The organism is Nonomuraea mangrovi, from assembly GCF_042681425.1.
Taxonomy (GTDB): Bacteria; Actinomycetota; Actinomycetes; order Streptosporangiales; family Streptosporangiaceae; genus Nonomuraea; species Nonomuraea mangrovi.
Window position 1 is genome coordinate 848,262 of sequence record NZ_JBHUFV010000061.1, and the last position, 19,862, is coordinate 868,123.

At 68.0% G+C, this 19,862-nt stretch carries 23 protein-coding genes and 1 pseudogene; 13 read left to right on the forward strand and 11 right to left on the reverse strand.

Features of this window, described 5'->3' with window-relative positions:
• Positions 1–3: 3 nt before the first annotated feature.
• From ACFSKW_RS42900 to ACFSKW_RS42935, 8 genes are all read left to right on the forward strand, one after another.
• On the forward strand, positions 4–1,140 hold the full coding sequence (locus ACFSKW_RS42900; protein ID WP_379580128.1) for an epoxide hydrolase family protein: 1,137 nt from the start codon (positions 4–6) through the stop codon (positions 1,138–1,140).
• The gene (locus ACFSKW_RS42905) at positions 1,137–1,727 is read left to right on the forward strand and encodes a TIGR03086 family metal-binding protein (RefSeq protein ID WP_379580130.1); all 591 of its coding nucleotides are present in this window, start codon (positions 1,137–1,139) and stop codon (positions 1,725–1,727) included. The genes ACFSKW_RS42900 and ACFSKW_RS42905 overlap by 4 nt, the downstream gene beginning before the upstream one ends.
• A 384-nt stretch (positions 1,728–2,111) precedes the next feature.
• Entirely contained in the window at positions 2,112–2,948 is an 837-nt protein-coding gene (locus tag ACFSKW_RS42910; protein ID WP_379580132.1) for an NAD(P)H-binding protein, read from the forward strand.
• A gap of 25 nt (positions 2,949–2,973) precedes the next feature.
• Complete coding sequence (locus tag ACFSKW_RS42915; RefSeq protein ID WP_379580134.1) at positions 2,974–3,522, forward strand: SGNH/GDSL hydrolase family protein; 549 nt, start codon at positions 2,974–2,976, stop codon at positions 3,520–3,522.
• 671 nt (positions 3,523–4,193) lie between these two features.
• Entirely contained in the window at positions 4,194–4,580 is a 387-nt protein-coding gene (locus ACFSKW_RS42920) for a hypothetical protein (RefSeq protein WP_379580136.1), read from the forward strand.
• A 12-nt stretch (positions 4,581–4,592) separates the two neighbouring features.
• Positions 4,593–5,435 (forward strand): hypothetical protein, encoded by an 843-nt coding sequence (locus ACFSKW_RS42925; RefSeq protein ID WP_379580137.1) that lies wholly within the window; start codon positions 4,593–4,595, stop codon positions 5,433–5,435.
• Positions 5,432–5,815 carry a YbaB/EbfC family nucleoid-associated protein gene (locus ACFSKW_RS42930; RefSeq protein ID WP_379580139.1) on the forward strand — a complete coding sequence of 128 codons (384 nt, stop codon included), beginning with the start codon at positions 5,432–5,434 and terminating at the stop codon, positions 5,813–5,815. The genes ACFSKW_RS42925 and ACFSKW_RS42930 overlap by 4 nt, the downstream gene beginning before the upstream one ends.
• Positions 5,816–5,817: 2 nt before the next feature.
• Positions 5,818–6,192, forward strand: coding sequence for a YbaB/EbfC family nucleoid-associated protein (locus tag ACFSKW_RS42935; protein WP_379580278.1), 375 nt, complete (start codon positions 5,818–5,820; stop codon positions 6,190–6,192).
• A 29-nt stretch (positions 6,193–6,221) separates the two neighbouring features.
• Here ACFSKW_RS42935 and ACFSKW_RS42940 read toward each other — a convergent pair whose 3' ends face one another.
• Together ACFSKW_RS42940 and ACFSKW_RS42945 are read right to left on the reverse strand one after the other, a co-directional pair.
• A complete protein-coding gene (locus ACFSKW_RS42940; RefSeq protein WP_379580141.1) occupies positions 6,222–6,719 on the reverse strand; it encodes an STAS domain-containing protein in 498 nt (165 codons plus the stop codon).
• A gap of 351 nt (positions 6,720–7,070) precedes the next feature.
• The gene (locus ACFSKW_RS42945; RefSeq protein ID WP_379580280.1) at positions 7,071–7,430 is read right to left on the reverse strand and encodes a sigma-70 family RNA polymerase sigma factor family protein; all 360 of its coding nucleotides are present in this window, start codon (positions 7,428–7,430) and stop codon (positions 7,071–7,073) included.
• On the opposite strand from ACFSKW_RS42945, the gene ACFSKW_RS42950 reads away from it, so the two are divergent.
• Positions 7,359–7,535 (forward strand): hypothetical protein, encoded by a 177-nt coding sequence (locus ACFSKW_RS42950; RefSeq protein ID WP_379580282.1) that lies wholly within the window; start codon positions 7,359–7,361, stop codon positions 7,533–7,535. The two genes, ACFSKW_RS42945 and ACFSKW_RS42950, sit on opposite strands and share 72 nt — an antisense overlap.
• Positions 7,536–7,549: 14 nt before the next feature.
• Here the strand turns inward: ACFSKW_RS42950 and ACFSKW_RS42955 are convergent.
• The 3 genes and pseudogenes from ACFSKW_RS42955 to ACFSKW_RS42965 form a co-directional block, all read right to left on the reverse strand.
• A pseudogene (locus tag ACFSKW_RS42955) lies at positions 7,550–7,690 on the reverse strand (hypothetical protein); the annotation flags it as partial.
• Positions 7,645–8,580 carry an NAD-dependent epimerase/dehydratase family protein gene (locus ACFSKW_RS42960; protein WP_379580143.1) on the reverse strand — a complete coding sequence of 312 codons (936 nt, stop codon included), beginning with the start codon at positions 8,578–8,580 and terminating at the stop codon, positions 7,645–7,647. The pseudogene ACFSKW_RS42955 and the gene ACFSKW_RS42960, both read right to left, overlap by 46 nt.
• A 96-nt stretch (positions 8,581–8,676) precedes the next feature.
• Positions 8,677–9,486 carry an inositol monophosphatase family protein gene (locus tag ACFSKW_RS42965; protein ID WP_379580145.1) on the reverse strand — a complete coding sequence of 270 codons (810 nt, stop codon included), beginning with the start codon at positions 9,484–9,486 and terminating at the stop codon, positions 8,677–8,679.
• Between the two features lie 143 nt (positions 9,487–9,629).
• Here ACFSKW_RS42965 and ACFSKW_RS42970 point away from each other — a divergent pair, with 143 nt between their 5' ends.
• Positions 9,630–10,265 (forward strand): DUF1345 domain-containing protein, encoded by a 636-nt coding sequence (locus ACFSKW_RS42970; RefSeq protein ID WP_379580147.1) that lies wholly within the window; start codon positions 9,630–9,632, stop codon positions 10,263–10,265.
• A 24-nt stretch (positions 10,266–10,289) separates the two neighbouring features.
• On the opposite strand, the gene ACFSKW_RS42975 is transcribed toward ACFSKW_RS42970, so the two are convergent.
• On the reverse strand, positions 10,290–10,637 hold the full coding sequence (locus ACFSKW_RS42975; protein ID WP_379580148.1) for a hypothetical protein: 348 nt from the start codon (positions 10,635–10,637) through the stop codon (positions 10,290–10,292).
• A gap of 542 nt (positions 10,638–11,179) precedes the next feature.
• On the opposite strand from ACFSKW_RS42975, the gene ACFSKW_RS42980 reads away from it, so the two are divergent.
• Positions 11,180–13,498 carry an FdhF/YdeP family oxidoreductase gene (locus ACFSKW_RS42980; RefSeq protein WP_379580150.1) on the forward strand — a complete coding sequence of 773 codons (2,319 nt, stop codon included), beginning with the start codon at positions 11,180–11,182 and terminating at the stop codon, positions 13,496–13,498.
• A 24-nt stretch (positions 13,499–13,522) separates the two neighbouring features.
• Here ACFSKW_RS42980 and ACFSKW_RS42985 read toward each other — a convergent pair whose 3' ends face one another.
• Complete coding sequence (locus tag ACFSKW_RS42985; RefSeq protein WP_379580152.1) at positions 13,523–13,873, reverse strand: hypothetical protein; 351 nt, start codon at positions 13,871–13,873, stop codon at positions 13,523–13,525.
• Between the two features lie 703 nt (positions 13,874–14,576).
• Between ACFSKW_RS42985 and ACFSKW_RS42990 the strand changes: the two genes are divergently transcribed.
• Positions 14,577–15,080: a SigE family RNA polymerase sigma factor gene (locus tag ACFSKW_RS42990; RefSeq protein WP_379580154.1), complete on the forward strand. Its 504-nt coding sequence runs from the start codon at positions 14,577–14,579 to the stop codon at positions 15,078–15,080.
• A complete protein-coding gene (locus ACFSKW_RS42995) occupies positions 15,077–16,375 on the forward strand; it encodes a TolB family protein (RefSeq protein WP_379580156.1) in 1,299 nt (432 codons plus the stop codon). The genes ACFSKW_RS42990 and ACFSKW_RS42995 overlap by 4 nt, the downstream gene beginning before the upstream one ends.
• Positions 16,376–16,600: 225 nt before the next feature.
• Here the strand turns inward: ACFSKW_RS42995 and ACFSKW_RS43000 are convergent, their stop codons facing one another.
• The 4 genes from ACFSKW_RS43000 to ACFSKW_RS43015 all read right to left on the reverse strand — a co-directional run bounded on the left by ACFSKW_RS43000 (position 16,601) and on the right by ACFSKW_RS43015 (position 19,861).
• Entirely contained in the window at positions 16,601–17,557 is a 957-nt protein-coding gene (locus tag ACFSKW_RS43000) for an RNA-binding protein (protein WP_379580158.1), read from the reverse strand.
• Between the two features lie 476 nt (positions 17,558–18,033).
• Positions 18,034–18,228 (reverse strand): hypothetical protein, encoded by a 195-nt coding sequence (locus ACFSKW_RS43005; protein ID WP_379580160.1) that lies wholly within the window; start codon positions 18,226–18,228, stop codon positions 18,034–18,036.
• Between the two features lie 270 nt (positions 18,229–18,498).
• The gene (locus tag ACFSKW_RS43010) at positions 18,499–18,939 is read right to left on the reverse strand and encodes a pyridoxamine 5'-phosphate oxidase family protein (protein WP_379580162.1); all 441 of its coding nucleotides are present in this window, start codon (positions 18,937–18,939) and stop codon (positions 18,499–18,501) included.
• A 313-nt stretch (positions 18,940–19,252) separates the two neighbouring features.
• The gene (locus ACFSKW_RS43015; protein WP_379580164.1) at positions 19,253–19,861 is read right to left on the reverse strand and encodes a TetR/AcrR family transcriptional regulator; all 609 of its coding nucleotides are present in this window, start codon (positions 19,859–19,861) and stop codon (positions 19,253–19,255) included.
• Between the last annotated feature and the right edge of the window lies 1 nt (position 19,862).

Genomic DNA, 19,862 nt, shown 5'->3' on the forward strand with positions numbered 1-19,862 from the left:
CGCATGACCGATATCAAGCCATTCACGATCGAGATTCCTCAAGCCGATCTCGACGACCTGATGGAGCGGCTTCGCCGTACCCGCTGGGCCGATGAACTGCCGTCTGAAGAGCTGGACGGCGTTCCGGCGGCAGGGCCGGTGCGGCCGGGCTGGCAGTACGGCGTGCCGCTGTCCTACGTGCGCGACCTGGTGACGCGGTGGCGCGACACCTTCGACTGGCGCGTGCAGGAGGCCAGGCTCAACCAATACCCGCAGTTCAGCACCGAGATCGACGGGCAGAGCGTCCATTTCGTCCACGTGCGTTCCGGCAACCAGGACGCCACGCCGCTGATCCTCACCCACGGCTGGCCGAACACGTTCGTGGAGTACCTCGGCCTGGTCGAGCCGCTGTCACGGGATTTCCACCTGGTCATCCCCTCCATCCCCGGATTCGGCTTCTCCGGGCGCACCACGAGGCGCGGCTGGGACGCCACCCGGGTGGCCAGGACCTGGGCCGAGCTGATGCGGCGGCTCGGCTACGCACGCTACGGCGTCCACGGCAACGACGCGGGGGCGATCATCGCGCCTGCGCTCGGGAGGATCGACCAGGACCGGGTGATCGGCGTGCACGTGAACCAGATCTTCTCCTTCCCCTCCGGCGATCCGGCCGAGTTCGCCGGCCTCACCCAGGCGGAGACGGACTATCTGGGCTTCCTGCAGTCGTTCGTCGATCACGCGATTCACGACAAGGCGCAGAGCGCACAGCCGCAGACTCTGGCGCACGCGCTGGCCGACTCGCCCGCCGGCCAGCTCGCCTGGATCGGGCAGCTGCTCGGCGACGCACTCGACCCCGACGACGTGCTCACCATCGCCTCGATCTACTGGTTCACCAACACCGCGGCCTCCTCGGCCCGCTTCTACTACGAGAACGCCCACGCGCCGCAGCCCACCGAGCCCACCACGTTCCCGATCGGGCTGGCCAGTTTCGCCTACGACTTCCGGCCCATCCGCGCGTTCGCCGAGCGGGACCACAAGAACATCACGTCGTGGAACGAGTACGACAGGGGAAGCCACTGGGCCGCCCACGACGCGCCCGACCTTCTCGCCGAGGACATTCGCACGTTCTTTTCCACCTCTTCGACCACGGGAGACAGAGCATGAGCCGGCAGATCCTGATCCTGGAGCAGGCGCACGACGCGCTCCGCACCGCCGTACAGGGAGTCACGGACTGGACCGCCCCGACTCCTTGCTCGGACTGGAACGCCACCCAGGTACTGCAGCACGCCGCGGGCGACCAGATCGCCTTCGCCGCGTTCCTCACCGGAGGACCGGGACCGTCGGAGAACCCCTTCGCCCCGTCGGGAAGGCTCGACACCTCACCCCAGAGCGTGCTGGAGCAGGCGCTCAAGCTCTCCGCGGACGCCTGGGCGGAGATCTCCCCCGACGCCGAGGAGGTCCCCGTCCCCGTTCCGCCCAACAAGATGACCGCCAGGCTCGGCGTGGGCGCCTGCGCCCTGGACGCCGCCGTGCACGCCTGGGACATCGCCATGTCGAGCGGCGCTCCCTCCCCGCTCACCGGGGAGCTCGCCCGCGAACTCCTTCCGGTGGCCCGCCAGATCGTCGAGCCCCTGCGGGCCTACGGCGCCTACGCCGCCGCGCTGCCGCCCCGACCGGGCGATGATGACGTGGCCGCCCTCCTTCGCTACCTGGGTCGCCACCCCGAGGCGAAGGACGGTGAGCATGAGTAAGGAACCCCAGACGTAGTGCCGCGCCGCTTGTGACCCCGGGCGACCGTGTGGCCGCGGGTGGCCCGGCCGCGCGCCTGGCCACCCGTTCTTCGTTCACCGTTGACCCGCGGAGGGATCTGCACCGATGGCTCTCGACATCGTCCAACCCGAGGACCTGGACAGACCGGAGACCTACAGCCACGTGATCGTCGCGACCGTCGGCCAGCCTTACCGACAGGCCGACTGACCGAGCAGGAGGCCGAGGCCGCCCACCACGGCACGCCTCCGACGCCAAGGCGCAGGCCGCCCTCACCTTGGCCGTCACCCTCCATCACGAAGATTGGAACAAATCATTCCGTTCTGATAAGGTTGTCCCTGTTGGTCAGCTTTTGAAGAGGAGTTTTCATGTACCTGGTTACCGGTGCCACCGCCCACTTCGGTCGTCAGGCCGTCGAAGCGTTGCACGCCGCGGGCCACCCCGTACGGGCGTTGACCCGCAACCCCGAGCAGGCCGGCCTGCCGCAGGGTGTCGAGCTGGCTCAGGCCGACCTGACCAAGCCGGAGACCCTGCCCGCCGCCCTCGAAGGCGTGCGGGCGATCCTGCTGGTCCTGCAGTACGGCATGGACCCGGCTCCGCTCCTGGACGCCGCCCGGGAGGCCGGTGTCGCGCGGGTCGTCTTCCTGTCCTCCGGCGCGGTCGTGGACGGTGCCGACGTGCAGCCGGATGTGATCGCCCAGTACCACGGCGACGTGGAGCGGGCCGTGCGCGAGTCTGGGCTGGAATGGACGGTGCTGCGGCTGCTGTTCCCGGCGATCAACTCGCTGACGTTCGCGATGCAGCTGGCCGGCGGTGATGTGATCCGCGCGCCGTACATCGACGCCGCCTTCAGTGTGATCCACGAGCTGGACGTCGCGGACGTGGCGGTCGCGACGCTGACCGGCGGCGGCCACGCCGGACAGACCTACAGCCTGACCGGGCCCGAGTCGCTCACGCAGGCCGACCAGGTCCGCATCCTCGGCCAGGCGCTCGGCCGCCCGCTCACCACCGAGGACCTCGACCCGGAGCCAGTGCTCCAGCAGATGAGCGCCTTCATGGACCCGGCCTTCCTGAGTGCGCTGTTCGGCCTCATGGCGGCCACCGTCGGCAAGCCGGCCGACGTCAACGACACCGTGGAGCGGATCACCGGCCACCAGCCCCGCACCTACGCGCAGTGGGCGGCCGACCACGCCGCCGACTTCTGACTTCTCACCAGGATCTCCACGCCAGGTGGTCCGGGTCACCGGCGCCGGCGTCGCCATCCACATCAAGATCTCCAACCTGTACGGCACGGCGCCACTCACGATGAGCGGGGCGACGGTGGCCAAGGCCGCCACCGGGGCCGCCATCCGTCCGACGACCCTGCGTCCGGCGACCTTCTCGCTGCGGCCGGGCGCGATCGTCCCTGCGGGTCAAGAGCTGGTCAGCGACCCGATCCCGCTGCCCGTCCAGGCGCTGATCCGGCTCGCCCACGCCCGAGGGATCAGGATCGTCGGCGGGACGATCATGCCGTTCGAGGGCAACCAGTGGTCCTACCCGGACGGCACCCCGGAGCCGTTCGCCCTGGAGCAGATCCGGGACCAGGTGAACAGCTGGATCCGGGCCAGCGGGGAGTACGACGCGGTGGCCGACTTCGAACGCGCCCTGCTCTCACCGACCGACCCGGACCAGCTACGGCCGGAGTTCAACGTCCGCGACAGCCAGGTGGGCGACTGGCTCCACCCCAACGACGCGGGCCTGAACGCCATGGCCGAGGCCATCGACCTGGACAGCCTGTAGGGCAGGCTTACAGTTCCTGTGAATGATCGCATCAGAGGCTGGGCCGCGCAGGGCCACCTGATCGAGGTGGACGCGATCGCGGTCCTCGAGTGAATCGGCCTGGCGATCATGGATCGGGCTGATCAGCGCCGTTCCTCGCTGTCAGCGAGGGAGCCGTGTCGATCCCGGCCCCGGCGGGACCGGGGGTCGGGATGCTTGTCTGCGTACGTCGGTGGCGCAGGGAGGCTTTCGTCCCCTATTGTTCGTGATCACGCGCGGATCACCTGAGCAGTGATGGGCACCGGCGCCCTCCTGCTCACGCGTCTCTCCCCGAACCAGATGGACCGCCCACGCTGACGGCTGCCGCCAGATCAGCCGAGCAACGGAAGGTGTATCGCGTGCCCGACGGCGCCCCAGACCCCAGCCCCTCGGGCAGCCCTTCACCCGGCACCTCCCCTGGGCCGTCTCCTTCCCCGTCCGGTACCGGGTCGCCCAGCCCGACGCCCAGTGACACCGGGTCGCCCAGTGACACCGGTTCACCGAGCCCCACACCGAGCGACACGGGCGCGCCGAGCCCTTCGTCCAACCCATCGACCGGTGGTCCCAGCGCTCCTCCGAGTCCCCCGCCCGGCTTTCCCGACCCGTGTCAGCATCTGCCCAAATGCGCCAAGCCGTGCTTCCCCGACAGACTGGTGCCGGACGGCGAGACCATCCCGACCAGCCCCGCCGAACCCGGCCTGCCCGCGCCCACGCCCGGTGACCACGGCGGAACGGAGTACGACACGGGCGCCATCACCGGGTTCGGCCGCTCACTGGAGATGGCAGGCAAGTCCGTCGCACTGCTCGGGCCCAGCACTCCCGTCTTCGAGGGCTCCGACAAGTTTCCCTTCGCCGGCATCCCCGTCGTGGGGCTCTTCTTCGTGCACAGGTTCAACGAGATCGCCGAGACCTGGGCGGATTGCGCAGGACTGCTCGAAGGCGTGCTCGGCAAGGAATGCGAGAAGTTCTTCCAGGTCGCGAAGAACTACTTGACCACGGAGGAAGAGCTCAAGGCCGCCGCCGAGCGGCTCAGACATTGAAAGGCCCACCGCATGTCAACCCCCCCAGCTCAGCCGCCCGCGGGCGGGCCCTCGAACAAGTTCAACGTCTCCCCTCCGAGTCCGCAGCACGTCAACAACGCCAGCAGGCCCATCGCCCTCAACCGGCCCCCGGCCGCGGTCGGCACGCCCAGCACCGCCTTCCACCGAGCCTTGCTCGCACAGATGAGAGCCAGCAGCCACCCGATCAGGTACTGCATGGCCATGTGCGGGCTCGGCTTCCTGGCGTCGATGGTCCTCCTGGTCATCCTGGCGAACGTCGGCAACCCCGCACTCTTCCTGCTCCGCAGGGACGCGTGGAAGGAACAGCACGGCCACATCAAGGGCGCCGCCTGGGACGTGTGGCTGTCGTACTTCCACCAGATCAGCCCGAACTGGAAGGGCCACGCGGTCGAGACCTTCCAGCAGTATCTCCGCTTCAACCTGATCGGGATGTTCGACCAGCTGGGCAACATCTCCAAGGACATGAGCTCGACGATGCACAGTCAGTACAAGGAGGTCATGGAATACGATCTGGCGGCCTTCGGGCTCCTGATCCGCAACAAGAAGATCTTCGCGGGTTTGGCGGCACTGGCGCATCTGCCTCTCACCAAGGTCGCCCTCTACACGCAGTCCGGGCTGTTCCTCACCGCGGCCGGCAACCTGGTCAAGCAGTTCTACGACATCTACCTGAGCTACGACGGCACCCTCAACGACCTCGAGCTGAAGATGAACGATCTCAGGGGCGTCTTCTACGAGGCCGGCCGCCGCGCGCTGGGGCCGCGCGACGAGCTGCACCTGAGCCCGCATGTCGGCAACCCCGCGTACTGGACGCCGATCACCGAGGAGACCCCGTGAAGCGCGACGACGCGTTCGATCCGGTCACGGCTGACATAGGCAGGCTGGTCCATGAGATCGCCGGCCATACCGAGGCGATCGCCGCGACGATGCTCGAGCTCGAGCACCGCAAGCTGACGGGCTCCGACGGCACCGGCGGCGTCACGGCCACGGTTTCGGGCACCGGTCAGCTGCTGGAGGTCCTCGTCACTCCCCTGGCGATGCGAGAACTCGACCATGTCGAGCTCGCCGAGGCCGTACGGGAGGCCATAGACGCCGCGCGCGTCGCGATGGCCGACGAACTGACCGAGGCCATGAACGCGGTGACGGGAGAGCTGCCCCAGCCCGACCCTGACCACGATCCGTTCGCGCGGTACCTCGACGATCTGTTGCGCGGGTGAGCATGGACGAGTACGAGGAACTGGACAGGCTGGCCGAGCAACTGGCAGGTGCGGCGGCCGCATACGAGGCCTCCGTCGAGGAGTGGAGCCGGCGGCAGTTCACCGGCACGGCCGACGAGGAAGGGATCGTCGCCACCGTGGACGCCATGGGCAATCTGGTGTCCCTGCAGATCAGCCTGCGGAGCAAACGGAGGCACGACGGGGTGACCCTCGGCGACGCGGTCGTCACCGCGGTGCACGCGGCCGAGCAGGCCGCGGCGGAGGCGCAGGAGACGATGATGCGGAGCGGGCCCGCGGGTATCGGCGGCGATCTCGGCGGCCTGCTGGCGGATGCCCAGCGGTCCTTCGAAAGACGCGGTGGCCTTCAGCCGGACTGAGCGGCGCCCGCGAGCTTGGCGCGACCCCGTCAGATCGCCTGCCTGCCGCCGGAGTCCAGTCGGATCCGCCCCGGAGGCCGGTCAGCCTGCAGGGGTACGACCGCCGCCAATGCCGGGGTGTCGGCAGGACCGGCGCTATCAGGTGCACGCGACTGCGTTGACCGACTCGGCGCCGACTGGGCTCGCCGAAGCTGAGGCGGCTGCTCGGCGCGAGCCTCCAGCAGGTGATCGAGCCCCAGACAGGCGAGCACTCGATCCACACAGGCCGGCACGTTGGTCAGGGCAAGATCACCGCCCGCGCGCACGAGGCTGTTCTTGAACGAGATCAGCACGCCCAATCCCGAACAGTCCATGAACGACACCTGGCTCATGTCCACCTCGAGCACAGGCGCTGACCCGATGCGGTTGACCACGGCCCCCACCAGCTGCGACCGCAGATGTTCGGCGGTCGCCATGTCGATCTCCCCGTCCGGCGAGACGACCACGCGATCGCGCTGGTCTGTGCAGATCACCTTCAGCCGCTGCATCCACGAACCTCCACGGAATGCCCGAAATGTGCGGCCAGCTCACCACATCTGCCGGAGCCGCGTCCCTCTCAACAAAGCAAATCCCCAGCAACAACATCGTCAACCGGCCGGTCGCGGCATTCCGGCCGCAGATCAACGAGGCCGAGGCCGACCCTCGTGAGCTGCTGATCGCCGGCCTCGCCCATGCTCTGCCGGTCTTCGTACTGCTGGCTGCTTCACCTCGCCGACGCGCTGATCGAGAAGGGCGCGGACGGCGACCGCGGCGATGTCGCGCGGGTCGACCGGAGCCGAGGCGGCGTTGCCGTAGGCGGTCGACGCCGGACAGCGCTGCCGGCAGGGTCTGCGGCCGGGTCAGGTCGCCGTGGGCCGGCGCGCCTGGCCCGCCTCGCGGACGATCGCCCAGAGGTTCGCCACCGGACCCACGTGTCCGAGCTTGTCGGGATTGATCACCGAGCGGATCGTCTGGATCCGCCCGTCGAGTATGTCGAGCGCCCAGGCGTTGAAAACCTGGGCGTCCCGGTCGCGGAAGATCGCGCCCGGCTGGCCGTTCACCTCGTGCGGCTCCACCACGACGCCGATCCGGACGAGCGGCGCGACGATCGCGGCGAGCACCCTGGCCACGTTCTCGGCACCGACGATGTGCTTCCACTGCGGGGCCTTGCCGCCGCCGTCTCCGACCAGCTGAACGTCGGCGGCGAGCAGTTCCCGCAGCCCGTCGACGTCGCCTTCCCTGAAGGCGTCGAAGAACCGCTCGGCGTCACCGCGGCCGACAGGAACGCCTTGGCCGATACGGGTTGTGTCGGGGAGGCCTCATAGCGCAGCCAGGTCTCCTGGACCGCGTCCTCGGCCTCGCTCACGCTGCCCAGGATCCGGTAGGAGATCGAGAACAGCAGCGGCCGTAGCTCCTCGAACTCCTCTACCCGGGTCAAGCCAACCCTTCCTTGAAGCCCTGGCGCCACGACGGATAGCACGGCTCCCAGCCGAGTTCCCGCTTGGCCTTGGCGTTGGAGAAACCGCGCCCCTCGGTCATCATCGTCACCGCCACTTCCCCTGCCAGCAGCCGGGCCAGCCACTTGGGGACCCGCATCGGTGGCCTACCGCCCACGATCATGGCCAGGTACGGCAGCCACTCGCCGGCCGGGGCGGGTTCGTCGTCGACGATGTTGAACACGCCCTTCGCCCGCTGCTCCACGGCCAGGACGGTGGCGCTCGCCGCGTCGTCGAGGTGCACCCACGAGGCATAGCCGGTGCCGTCCCCGACGAGCGGGAACTTGCGCCTGCGCACGAGCTCGACCTGATCGTCGGTGGCGCCCGGCCCGTAGAGCCCGCCGTAGCGCAGGACCGCGCCGCCGGCCTTGACGACCGCGTCCTCGAGGTGGCCGATCGCCGACGCCACCGCGTGCTGCGACGTTCCCGCGTACGTGTCCAGCGGGTCTTCCTCGGTCTTCACCCATCCGCCCTCGCGGATTCCGTTCCAGTTGCCGTAGCTCTGCGCGACAAAGGTGGATACGCCGGTCGCCTCGGCCGCGGCCAGCAGGTGGTCCGTCCCCTCGGTGCGCAGCCGGTTGGTCATGGCGAACCAGCGATCCATGTGCCTGAAGTCGGGCTCCATGCCGGCGTTGGCCGGGGAAATGGCGGTCATCTGGTGCACGATCGCGTCCGGCCGGGCAGTGGCCACCGCCTCGCCGACCGACACCGCGTCCAGCCCGTCCATCACGACCGCCTCGGCGCCGAGCTGCTCCAGCATGCCCGACTTGGCCGCGCTCGTGGTCGTAGCCGTCACCTGGTGACCACGAGCCACGAGCTGCGGCACCAGCCGCCGCCCCACGACCCCGGTCCCGCCTGCCACGAACACCCGCACAACCATCACCTCCTGGTTGGACTGGCTGTCTCCGAAACCTGAGACGAGACAGTCCAGCCGTCTGTGACATGCGAGGGAAGACAGGTCGGCTCCCGGTCAGAGGGGGACCTGATTGCCGGCCATCTGGATCAATGCGGCGTGCGTCTCCTGGTCAGCCGCCACGACAAGCCCGCCTGCGCCGGTGTGCAGCGGTTGACCGTGGATGCCGGTCACCACGCATCCGGCCGCCTGGCACAAGGCGATCCCACTGGCGAAGTGCACGCTGTCGCGCAGATGGCCGTCGGTGACGTAGGCGGCTCGCCGGCCGGCGGCGACCCAGGCCACCGCCAGGGTGGTGGAGACGACACGCGGCCGGAACCGCTGGGCGAACGCCGTGTCGGTGAGAAGGCGGGCAGCCCGGAAGCCCGGTTCGTTCGGGAAGGGAGGATCGAGGTTGACATCCACCAGTCGGGACTCGCGTGACGGTCTGAGCTCCTCGTCCACGCTGTCCCTGCGGACACAGGCGCGTTCGCCGTCCGTCCAGAACACCTCTCCGGCGAACGGATCGGCCGAGGCCGCCGCGGTGATGTCGGTCCCCACCCGCAGGGCGACGTTCACCGCGACCAGCATGTTCCGTACGGCGTAGTTCAGCGTGCCGCACAAGGGATCGACCAGCCACATGCGCTCTGTGCCGTCCGCACCCGTCCGTCCGCTCTCCTCGCCTGTCGCGGCGTCGTCAGGTCGAGCGGTCCGGATGACGTCGAGGATGACCTTCTCCGCTTCGAGGTCAGCGACCGTGGCGAAGTCACCGGCGGACTTCTCGAACCGCGTCAGCGAGGCGCCGTACATGTCGCGCACCACGGCGGCTCCCGCCTGCGCCGCCGCCACGGCCAGCTCCGCGTCGGTTCCCGCGTTCACGATCAGCATGCGAAGAGAATAGCCTCGGCTGTTTTCGCGGCCGGGCTCCCCCTCGCACGCGTGCACCGGTAGTGATCGGTCCGGAACTCGTCTGCGGATCCGGGGTATGAGATGGGGATGACTCGTAGCGACTCCACGTCCCCTGCGGTCCCATGAGCGTCCTGCTGCCGCTGTCCGCGGTCACGCGGCTCGCCGGCGCGGCGGTCATCGGAGCGGTGACGGGCATGGTCGTCGGCGTACGAGCCGATGCATCGCTGGGCATTCTCTCCGGTATCGCAACGACGGCGACCGTCTTCGTCACGACAGGCTGGATCGTGCTGTGGCCCATGGACGCATCCACCACTCACAGCAACGCGCGACGCGAGGACTTTCAGCCCGTCACCGAGGAACTCGTCGTCGTTGCGGCCGCTCTGTCCGGGTTGGTCGCCGTCGTGGTGCTGCTCCTTCTCGGCAACTCGGACGCCAGTCACGCCGCTGCCGCGACCGCGCTCGGCGGCGTCTTCATGGCCTGGGCAGCACTTCATCTGATGTACGCCACCCGCTACGCGTACCTGTACTACGAGACATCGGCAGGCGGGATCGACTTCAACTCCGAGCAGCCTCCGGCGTACAGCGACTTCCTCTACTTCAGCTACAACCTGGGCATGACCTACCAGGTCTCTGACACCGATGTCTCCAGTTCGACGATCCGCAGGATCGTGCTGCGGCACTGCCTCCTGTCGTACGTCTTCGGCACCTGCGTCCTGGCCACCACCCTCAACCTCGTCGCCGGAATCGTCACCGGCTGATGTCGTGACCTCAGCGCGGACATGTCACTCAGGCGTGGTGAACCCGGTGTCGATGTCGTCGTCGGTGCGTTCCTCGCCCCCACCGGACGGCTGCTGCCCGGTGGCGGCCGTGGTGGACAAGCCCTGCAGGACCTGCCGCAGCTCAGAGGTGAGCGACCGCAGCCGATCGAGGGGGACCTCCTCCAGAATTGACTGCCTGGCGTCGACGACCAGCTGCCCCGCATGCTCCTTGTCGGGTGGCGCGATGGCGGACCCGAGCTCGTTGACGCGCCGTTCGACCTGGTCGGCGACGGCGCCGAGCTCGTTACGCGCATCGACCAACCCGCCGCGCAGATCATCCTCGTCCTGGTTCCGCCCCTCGCCCGCGATCATCCGGTCGACCTCCCCCTACCTGGTCCATCTGGCCTCGAACACTGTTCGTGGTCGAACTGTAACATTCCGCCATCAGACGGGACCTTCTGGGGCAGACCCCGTCGCGCGCCGATCGACCAGCGCGGCGGAATCGCCAGGCCCGCATTCGCGAACGATCTGGGCGTGCCCCATCAGCCGGCGTCGACACGTCGAGTCGCCGGGAAACGGCAGGTCAGATCAGAGAAAGGTCCACCTATTCCGGGCAGATCCACGGGTTTCAGGCATTGCTCGGCGGGCCATGAATACCTGGCAGGAAACAGTTGAAATCGGGCCGCAGGCGCCCACGAACAGCGGATTGCCGCCGGCATGGCGGCGCCTGGACCGGCGACCTCCCACCGGGGTGAGCTGACCTTCCGGGTCCCCGGGCCCCGACCGCACCGAGGTCGTCGTGCGCATGCGGGACGCAACCGCGCGGCCTAGGAGAACTCGTCGATGACGCCCCAGGCTGGGCTCACGCGCCGCATGCGACCACAGGACACCCAGGAATGCAGGAGGTGCGAGCCATGACCGACCAGGACACGTCGAAACAGTCCACAGGCGATGCCGAAGCGCATCCGTCCCCGGAGTACCACCCGTACCACCACCCTGCGGCGGGCTGGGGAGCGGCCAGGAGCGTCTCACAGTTCCTCCTGCGGGAGCGTGAATTCGTGGAGGGCCCCCGCGCCATCCAGAAGATGAACCACGAGGGCGAGGGCTTCGACTGTCCCGGCTGCGCCTGGCCCGACGACCTCAAGGGGCTTCGCCTGGACATCTGCGAGAACGGGATCAAGCACGTCACCTGGGAGATGACCCACAAGCGGGTCGGCCCCGCGTTCTTCGCCGCCCACACGGTCAGCGAGCTGTCCACCTGGAGTGACGCGGAGCTGGAGGACCAGGGCCGCCTGACGCACCCGATGACGTATGAGGCGACCTCGGACACATACGTGCCGATCTCGTGGCAGGACGCGTTCGCGCTGGTCGGGCAGAGGCTGCGTGAGCTCGACGATCCGAACCAGGCCGCGTACTACACCTCCGGGCGCCTCGGAAACGAAGCGACCTTCCTCTACCAGCTCATGGCGCGCGAGCTGGGGACCAACAATCTCCCTGACTGCTCCAACATGTGTCACGAAGCCAGCGGCCGTGCGCTGCAGGCAGCGCTGGGCACGGGCAAGGGCACAGCCGATCTCAAGGACTGGGAGGTCACCGACGCGTTGTTCATCCTCGGGGTCAACGCCGCCTCCAACGCCCCCAGGATGCTGACCGCGCTGACCGAGGCGCACAAGCGCGGCGCCCAGATCGTGCACATCAACCCGATCGTCGAAGCCGGAGCAAGACGTGCGATCATCCCGCACGACTTCGTGGACATGGCGCTGTTCCGGGCCACTCGCACCAGCACCCTGAACCTGCAGCCGCGGATCGGCGGCGACATGGCCCTGCTGCGCGGTATGGCGAAGGCCGTCTTCGCGGAGGCCGAAACCGACCCCAAGGCACTCGACAGGGAGTTCATCGAACGTCACACCGCGGGGTTCGAGGCCTACCAAGCCCTGTGCGAATCCACCCCATGGGAGGAGATCGAACGGCAGAGCGGCATCAGCCGCGCAAAGATCCAGAAGGCCGCACGCGTCTACTGTGAGGCCGACCGGAGCATCTTCAGCTGGTGCCTGGGAATCACCCAGCACGAGCACGGCGTCGACACCGTCCGTGAAATCGTCAACCTGCTGCTGCTGCGTGGCAACCTGGGCCGGGAGGGAGCCGGCCCCTCGCCGGTGCGAGGCCACAGCAACGTCCAGGGAAACCGTACGTGTGGCATCGATCATCGCCCGTCCCCGGACTTCCTTGCCCGGTTGGCCGCCGTCTGCGGCATCGACCCGCCCCAGGAGCACGGTCTGGACACCGTGCGGGCCATCGAGGCGATGCATCGCGGCCAGGTCAAGGTGTTCGTCGGCATGGGCGGGAACTTCGCCCTCGCCGCCCCTGACACGCCCTATACCGCCGAGGCTCTGCGCCAGTGCGACCTGACCGTGCACGTGAGCACCAAACTCAACCGCAGCCATCTCGTGCACGGCCGCCAGGCGCTCATCCTGCCGTGCCTGGGCCGCACAGAAAAGGACGTCCAGCGAGCCGGCCTTCAGTCGACCTCGGTTGAGGACTCCATGAGCATGGTGCACCTGTCCGTCGGCATGAAACGACCCGCCTCGCCTCACCTGCTCTCCGAACCGGCGATCATCGCCGGCATGGCCCGCGCCGCCCTGCCGGACAGCACCACGCCCTGGGAGTGGTACGTCGAGGACTACGACCGCATCCGTGACACCATGGCCAAGGTCCTGGACGGATTCGAGGACTTCAATCGCCGTGTGCGCCTGCCTCTGGGATTCCGTATCCGCCAGCCGGCCCGCGAGCTGGTGTTTCTCACACCTTCACAGCGCGCGGAATTCTCCACGGCGGAGCTCACCGACGTGGTCCCGGTGAACGGCACGCTCAAGCTGGGCACGATGCGGTCCCACGACCAATGGAACACCAGCATCTACTCGGACAATGACCGCTACCGCGGCATCAAGAACCTGCGAACGCTGATCTTCATGAACGCCGACGACATGCGCGAACGCGGTCTGAAGCTGTTCGACGAGGTCGACATCACCAGCACGGCCAAGGACGGGACCACCCGCAGCGTGTACGGCTACAAAGCGGTTCCGTACGGCATTCCGCGCGGATGCGCCGCCGGCTACATGCCGGAGATGAACGTGCTCTGCGCCATCGGCGACTACAGCACCCAGAGCGATCAACCGCTCATGAAGAACGTCACCATCATGGTTCGACCTTCCGGTTCCGCGTCGACGATCTGATGCGCCGCACGACACCCCGAAGGGCTACCGCACGGGCGGGGGTTGGGGGGCCCTACTCCAGCCGTAGCCTTTCTCGCCGCCGTGGATCCGGCAGGCCAGTTCCTCATCGGACGTCAGCGCGACAGCATCGAGTTCCGGCACTCCTCGCCTGAGGGCTTTGCAGATACGGTGCCATCCGTCGATGATCATCGGCCCCTCGCCGTTGGGCACGGGTACCGCGATCAACGGCTCATCGAGCTCCACGTTCGGTACGTGATCCGAGTTGATACCGATCAGTCGTGCCATGGCCGCCCATGCGGCTACCTCCACCCGGGTGTCCGGGACGCGCCCGACTGCGAGCTTCTTGGCTGCGCTGACATCCCACTGCCAGGCCATGAACTGGAACCTCTCCACCTGCGAGATATCGGCCGCGACGGCGTCAGCGGGCTGGTGTGGTTGCGGGTCGATGTCGGTCGAACCGGTTTCCTGAGCTTTTACGTCCTTGCCTCCGTGGTGCCGCTGTGGGCACTGAGTCGCTCCGCGGAGGCGGCCGGCGCGGGACGCTCGGCCTGGATGACAATGTCTCGTTCGCCCTGTCCGATGTGCCGTTCCTCCTCGACGACCTCGACCGGAGAGACGGGAACGGGCGGGGGCGAGGTCGGAAGACGGGCGGTGTCGAGGAACGCTCATAGCGGTCGTGTCCCTTTCTGTCAGTGATATCGCCTAACTCGTGGATGTGGATGCGCGTTCATGTCGGCTGCTCGGTCATCGTCCAGCCACCGAGGTGGTCGACGCGGTCGGCTCCGCGATGACCCAGCCTCGCCGGCCCCAGGCTGGGTCGAGCCTTCTCGTGCCGGCCGCTCCCGCGCCGGTTTCGCCGGCCGCCACGCCTTCGAGGGCAGCCGCCGCCCCTGCCCACGATCGAACCCCGCACCGATTAGCGGCCCAGACCGAAATGTAACAGCCGCACGAAAGCATCTATTCCAGGGCCATCGTCGCTTCACTGGCCGCGGGCCCGCTGAAAATGTCTGCGGCGTGATGCAACGCTTTCGCCCCTTGAGTCGTCTGGGTCGCGACAAGCGAGGAAGGACGACGACCATTGGATGACGCACCCGGCTTCGACGACTTCGTGGCCGAGCAGACGGATGCGCTGCTCCGCTACGGATACGTCCTGACCGGCAACCCTCACGACGCCGCCGATCTGGTCCAAGAAGCCCTCGTACGGCTGCGTGGCGCCTGGCCGAGGGTGCGGCGAAAGGACAATCCGCACAGCTATGCGCGGACCACGATGGCGCGGCTGCACATCAGCGTCTGGCGACGGCGCAGGCGTGAGCATCTCGCCGGTGAGGTGCCGGAGCGGGCCAGCCACGCGCTCTTTCCCTCCGACGAGGACCAAGGCCTGTGGCAGGAGCTGACCGCGCTGCCCCGCAGGCAGCGCGCCGTACTGGTGCTGCGCTACTACGAGCAGCTCACCGACGCCGAGATCGCCAAGGTGCTCGGCATATCTGCGGGGACCGTGCGCAGTCAGGCCTCCCGGGGCCTGGACAAGCTGCGCTCCTCCCTCCTTCCCTCCTCACCGGTGACTCACGGGAGCGCGCGATGAACGATCTCGAAGACAAGCTGAGCCGCGTTCTCGCCGGGGCGGCGGACCAGGCGCCGCAGGCGTCGACCGGGCTGAGTGCGGCGGTCGAGGCGGGCCATCGCCGGCGGCGGGCGCGCACCACCGCTGCACTCGCCGCCGCGGCCATCATCGTGGTGATCGGCGGAGCGGGCACGATGGTGAACGCCTTGCGCACGTCCGCCGCCCCGCCGCCCGCCGTGAGCGCGACCGAACCCGCCGAGCGCAGGAGCGACAGGGCGGAGCCGCCGGTGGACAAGATCCCGCCGCCCATCGAGGAGGTGTGGCCGCAGGCCGTACACAAGATCCCGGCCAAGCTGCCCGACGGTCGTACGTACCATCCGCAACTGCTCCTCGACGAGCACACGTTGCTGGTCATGACGGGGGCTTTCAGTAGGACGGGGCGCTACGAGGGGGACCGCCAGTTCCTGTGGAGCTTCGACCTGAACAGCGGCAAGCCCCGGCAGATCGCCGAAATCCCCCCGACGAAGAACTCGATGATCGTCGCCGACGGCGTCGCCGCAGGGGGTGGGAACATCGTCTGGTGGGCGTCGTACAAGGAGGCAGGCAAGCAGCGGGTCGCCCGCATCTGGACGGTGCCGGCCAGCGGTGGCACGCCACGGCTGGTGACCGAGGTTCCCCTGGACAACGTCATGAAAAAGGGTCACATCGACGGACTGAGCGTCGTGGGCTCCGACGTGGTCTTCGCGTACGAGAAGGGTGGTGTCTACCGGGTGCCGCTGAGCGGGGGCCGACAGCAGCCGGTGAAGGGCGCCGAGCGGCACCACATTCTGGAGTGGCCGTGGGTGGGCACCCACCGGCGGGACGCCGTTTTCCGCGAACTGCTCAACGTCGAGACCGGTGAACGGCGCGTCGCCGTGGTCAATGCCGACGAACGGGTCAGGTGCGGCATCGACCGGTGCTCAGGCGCGGTCATCCGCAAGCACGTCGTACGCAAGAAGGGCCGCGCATTCACGTGGGAGGAGATCCTGCGCACGTTCGTCCGCGACCGCGACGGTTCACGGGACCGCGAGCTGCCAGTCGGCTCCCGTCCAGGCGATGACGCCGGCCTCGAACGGTTCTTCAAGGTCATTCTCAACGGCCCGGACATGATGCAGGCCGTGGGCCTCTACGACGTGGACACCGGCAAATCCGCCGACCTCGGCGTACGGTCGGATGCCCGGGGGCAGATGGCAGAGCCCGACGGCGGCCTCGACCGGCTGATGGCCTACCCGGTCGGGGACAAGATGTATGTCGTGGATCTGGCCGCGATCGAATAGGTCAGAGGCGTGGGCCACGATCAAGCGGTCCACCGCCCCCATGTCGCCGGCGCAACCGTTCGTCTTTGTCCGGGACGAGGGCGGCGGCATGAGCCAGCGCGATGTGAACATCGCCCATTCGCGCAGACAAGATCCTGGCGCGGCGGCGGCCCCGGCCTGGCGAGGGGACCCACAGGAACTGACCTTGATCGGCTGTGTTAGGACATCCGATCCGCGGCGGGGGCGTCAGGGGGTCCATCGCGCGCGGAGCACGCCATCGGGGTCGGGCAGTACCGCAGCCATCAGCGGATCACGCTCGTCCTCGAGACAGGAAAGGATCATCACCGCGCGGACTCCTGGCAGCATGGCGGGCAGTGCCGGATAGTCGGCTTCGTCGAGTGTCAGGCTGGTGACACGCCCTTGAGCGTTCTGCCAGACGATCTCGCTGAGGCCTTCGTGAAGGCCGGCAAGGGCTGCGTCCACATCCGCTGACAGATCGGGCCAGACCGCCAACCTAGCCCGGGGGGCGAGCCGCGCCTGTATCCCGGCAATCTCATCGAGGGTGATCCGGTGCCAGCGTGAGGCGTTCTGGACATAGCCCTCCTCCAGCACTGCCGCGCCGCGCTTGCTGACCAACGCCTCCAGTTCGGCCCAGAATGCCGCGTCGGCGGGGCGCCGCCCCGCGCGATCGTCCTCATCAAGGTGCGGGTCATACGGTGACTGGCTGATCGGCTCGGCGAAGAGCCCTCGCTGGTGAGTGAACTCCACCGCGCGCGGGCATGGCAGGGCGCTGCCGACATACACGTACTGGTCGTAACCGACGTGGACGAAGAAGCGGTCCTCAGCCTCCAGGCGGCACCAGGCACCGTTGTCGCGCAGCATCGCCCGAACCAGTTCCAAGGCGACGGCCATCGGCACCTGCGCGCCGTCGTGGTAGCCGGTCAGGTCGGGCGGGAACAATCCGACCAGGCCATGACCGTCGATCGGCGGTTCCACACCGAAGCTGACCAAGCCGGTCACCTCCGGGTCCCGGATCGCGAGGTGGGTGACCCCGGTCTCTTGGGCGAAAGCGGCTACGGCTGCCAGGTAGGCCGCTTCGACCGGACCGTGGTCGTCGTGCACATCCTCAGGACCGACGTAGTGGCCGTGCTCGTCGCGATCCACCGGGTCATACTTGGTGACTTGGTAGACGTGCAGACCCATGTCGGTTCCGCCGCCTACAGGACGGATCTGAGGTGCGGATTCCGGTGGTTCAGAAGCGGCTGCGGGGACATTCATCGCCCCATCCTGGCGAAGTTCCGGTCTTACGGCCAATGCTCAACCTTTCCTTGTCCGGGGCCGCCGATCAGCGGGTTGGTCCGGTTCCGGACTTCCATCACAGCGGGAATGCCAGGAGTTCGCCGTAAGACACGCCCTTTGCCGACCGTGGTACAGCATCCGGTTGAAGGCATTGCACAGCGCGCTGGGGACAGGAGGCCGATCGCGGCTGCGGCCGCAGAAATTACATCCATGCCGTTAAAGCCGCATGAGAGTATGCGTGAAGGATGCCGCCGAGCCGTCTCGTCGGCGCATGTTCAGGTCGACGAGGTAACGACGAAAAGGCGCCGGAAAGGATGACTTCCGGGCGCCTCTTCATTTCCTTCCAACAGTTTCCAAGCATCTCGTTTGTTAGTCCTGTATCAGCGGCGGCTGCTGCCATTGGCTGCGCCGTTGGCGCTGCCACCGCCATCGAGTTGGACAACGAGAGCGGATGTGCTGGCGGTGGACCTGGCCACGGTGTCGGCGCCGGCGGACTGGGCCGCCACTGCCACGGGTGCGATGAGAGCGAAGGCCGCTACTGTGCCGACTGCGAGAAGGTTCTTCAGCTTGGTCATTGAGATCACTCCACGTCGAATCAATTGTGCCCCCGGGCGAGACCCGGGCCGATTTCCCGGAACTGCGATGAATCCGGTCGTGCGATGATGAAGCTTTCAACCATCTGGCCAGGTGCATACCTTTGACATGTGGAACACCTGTGCATCGGTCAGCGTCGAAGCCGTCCACGGCGCTGCTCGGGTCGGTGACGAAACCGTCGTGAACGGGCCGCGCTCAGAGGACAGAGCCATGCGTGATCACGTTCGCGGCTCGAACACGAACGGGACGAGCTAGCCGCTGAACTCCTTACCGAAGTCGTAGGTACGCCAGCGCTCGGGCCGCACGCGGACGGTGACCATCGTCCGCACGAAATCCTTGATGTTGTCGAAGAACCGCTCGCCCGCCTCGGAGCCGAGGTAGCGAATCGACCACTTGCGGTACTCATCCACATCGGTTGGCTCATAACCCACGACGGGACCTTCAATGGAGACGTACTTGTACGGCATCGCCTCCTGTTGCGCCGTGAATCCGATCTGGCCCGCTTCGCGGATCAGGGCCATCTTCACGCTGTCAGGGCTCGTGGCGAACGTGATCTCACCGCCGGGCTCGTAGCCGTACCAGATGGGCACCGCCATGGGCGGCCGCCCGTCCGAACCCGCCACGCTCAGCACCCCGATGTGCGTCTCGGCCAGGAAGCTCTCCCGCTCAGCCGTGGTCATCCTCGTCGACATGATCTGCTCCTCAGGTCCGGTTCGTGCCTTCACCCTGCCGGGGGCCGCTGTTGGTCGACTGACGGTTCGCTGGGGGTAGACGTCTGCCCTCGCACAGCACCTGGTAGGCCGCCCCGGCGAGTCTCTCCCGCCGGGCCTCGAGCCCGAACTCGATCGCCAGGGCGCCAGACATCCAGGTGACCGCGACCCAGGTCTCCTCGATCGAGGAGATCCCCATCAGGGCCGAGTGATCGCGGACGCGACTGAGCCGCTCGACGGCTGAGGCACCTGCGTGTCGCAGGCGGATCACGGCCACCGATCAACGGCTGGGGTACTACAGCGCGGAGAGCACGCGTTCCAGGCCCCAGCGGAACTGCTCGGTGGAGACGTAGGCGGCGATGGCGTCGGCCGCGGCGTGCGTGCGCGGGAAGGCCGCGGGGTCGACGGCGAAGGCGGCCCTGCGGGCGGCGATCCGCTCGGCTTCCGGCGCGACCGGGCTCCCGGTTTCCGCCGCCTCCAGCGCGATCGAGCCCAGGACGTAGACCATGACGGTGTAGGCGGCGCGCGGGTCGGGCAGGGCGCCCAGCAGGCTCTCGCCGACGCGCAGCGCGACCGGCCCGTTGAACGCCGCACCCAGGATGGCGGGCACGGCCGCCGGATGACGCATCAGCACCTCGCGCAGGTTCAGTGCGAACGCGACGATCCGTTCCGCGGGGCTGCCCCCGCCGTGCTCCAGCAGGTCGAGGTTGGCCTGGCCGAGCAGCCGGTCGGCCAGCGCGGTCACGATCGCGGCCCGGTCAGGGAAGTAGGTGTAGAGCGCCCCGGGCGTCAGGCCCAGCCGGGCGGCCAGGGCCCTCATGGTGAGCGCGCCCGCGTCAAGGAGCTCCAGGGCGGCGTCCAGCACGGTCTCGGTGTTCACCGAGCGCTGCGGTCCTCTCTTCACA

What these genes read in the sequence shown, in the direction of transcription:
- ACFSKW_RS42900 (WP_379580128.1), top strand. Translation starts at nt 4, where the DNA reads ATGACCGATATCAAGCCATTCACGATCGAGATTCCTCAAGCCGATCTC.
- ACFSKW_RS42905 (WP_379580130.1), top strand. Translation starts at nt 1,137, where the DNA reads ATGAGCCGGCAGATCCTGATCCTGGAGCAGGCGCACGACGCGCTCCGC.
- ACFSKW_RS42910 (WP_379580132.1), top strand. Translation starts at nt 2,112, where the DNA reads ATGTACCTGGTTACCGGTGCCACCGCCCACTTCGGTCGTCAGGCCGTC.
- ACFSKW_RS42925 (WP_379580137.1), top strand. Translation starts at nt 4,593, where the DNA reads ATGTCAACCCCCCCAGCTCAGCCGCCCGCGGGCGGGCCCTCGAACAAG.
- ACFSKW_RS42935 (WP_379580278.1), top strand. Translation starts at nt 5,818, where the DNA reads ATGGACGAGTACGAGGAACTGGACAGGCTGGCCGAGCAACTGGCAGGT.
- ACFSKW_RS42940 (WP_379580141.1), bottom strand. Translation starts at nt 6,719, where the DNA reads ATGCAGCGGCTGAAGGTGATCTGCACAGACCAGCGCGATCGCGTGGTC.
- ACFSKW_RS42965 (WP_379580145.1), bottom strand. Translation starts at nt 9,486, where the DNA reads ATGCTGATCGTGAACGCGGGAACCGACGCGGAGCTGGCCGTGGCGGCG.
- ACFSKW_RS42970 (WP_379580147.1), top strand. Translation starts at nt 9,630, where the DNA reads ATGAGCGTCCTGCTGCCGCTGTCCGCGGTCACGCGGCTCGCCGGCGCG.
- ACFSKW_RS42975 (WP_379580148.1), bottom strand. Translation starts at nt 10,637, where the DNA reads ATGATCGCGGGCGAGGGGCGGAACCAGGACGAGGATGATCTGCGCGGC.
- ACFSKW_RS42980 (WP_379580150.1), top strand. Translation starts at nt 11,180, where the DNA reads ATGACCGACCAGGACACGTCGAAACAGTCCACAGGCGATGCCGAAGCG.
- ACFSKW_RS42985 (WP_379580152.1), bottom strand. Translation starts at nt 13,873, where the DNA reads ATGGCCTGGCAGTGGGATGTCAGCGCAGCCAAGAAGCTCGCAGTCGGG.
- ACFSKW_RS42995 (WP_379580156.1), top strand. Translation starts at nt 15,077, where the DNA reads ATGAACGATCTCGAAGACAAGCTGAGCCGCGTTCTCGCCGGGGCGGCG.
- ACFSKW_RS43000 (WP_379580158.1), bottom strand. Translation starts at nt 17,557, where the DNA reads ATGGGTCTGCACGTCTACCAAGTCACCAAGTATGACCCGGTGGATCGC.
- ACFSKW_RS43005 (WP_379580160.1), bottom strand. Translation starts at nt 18,228, where the DNA reads ATGACCAAGCTGAAGAACCTTCTCGCAGTCGGCACAGTAGCGGCCTTC.
- ACFSKW_RS43010 (WP_379580162.1), bottom strand. Translation starts at nt 18,939, where the DNA reads ATGTCGACGAGGATGACCACGGCTGAGCGGGAGAGCTTCCTGGCCGAG.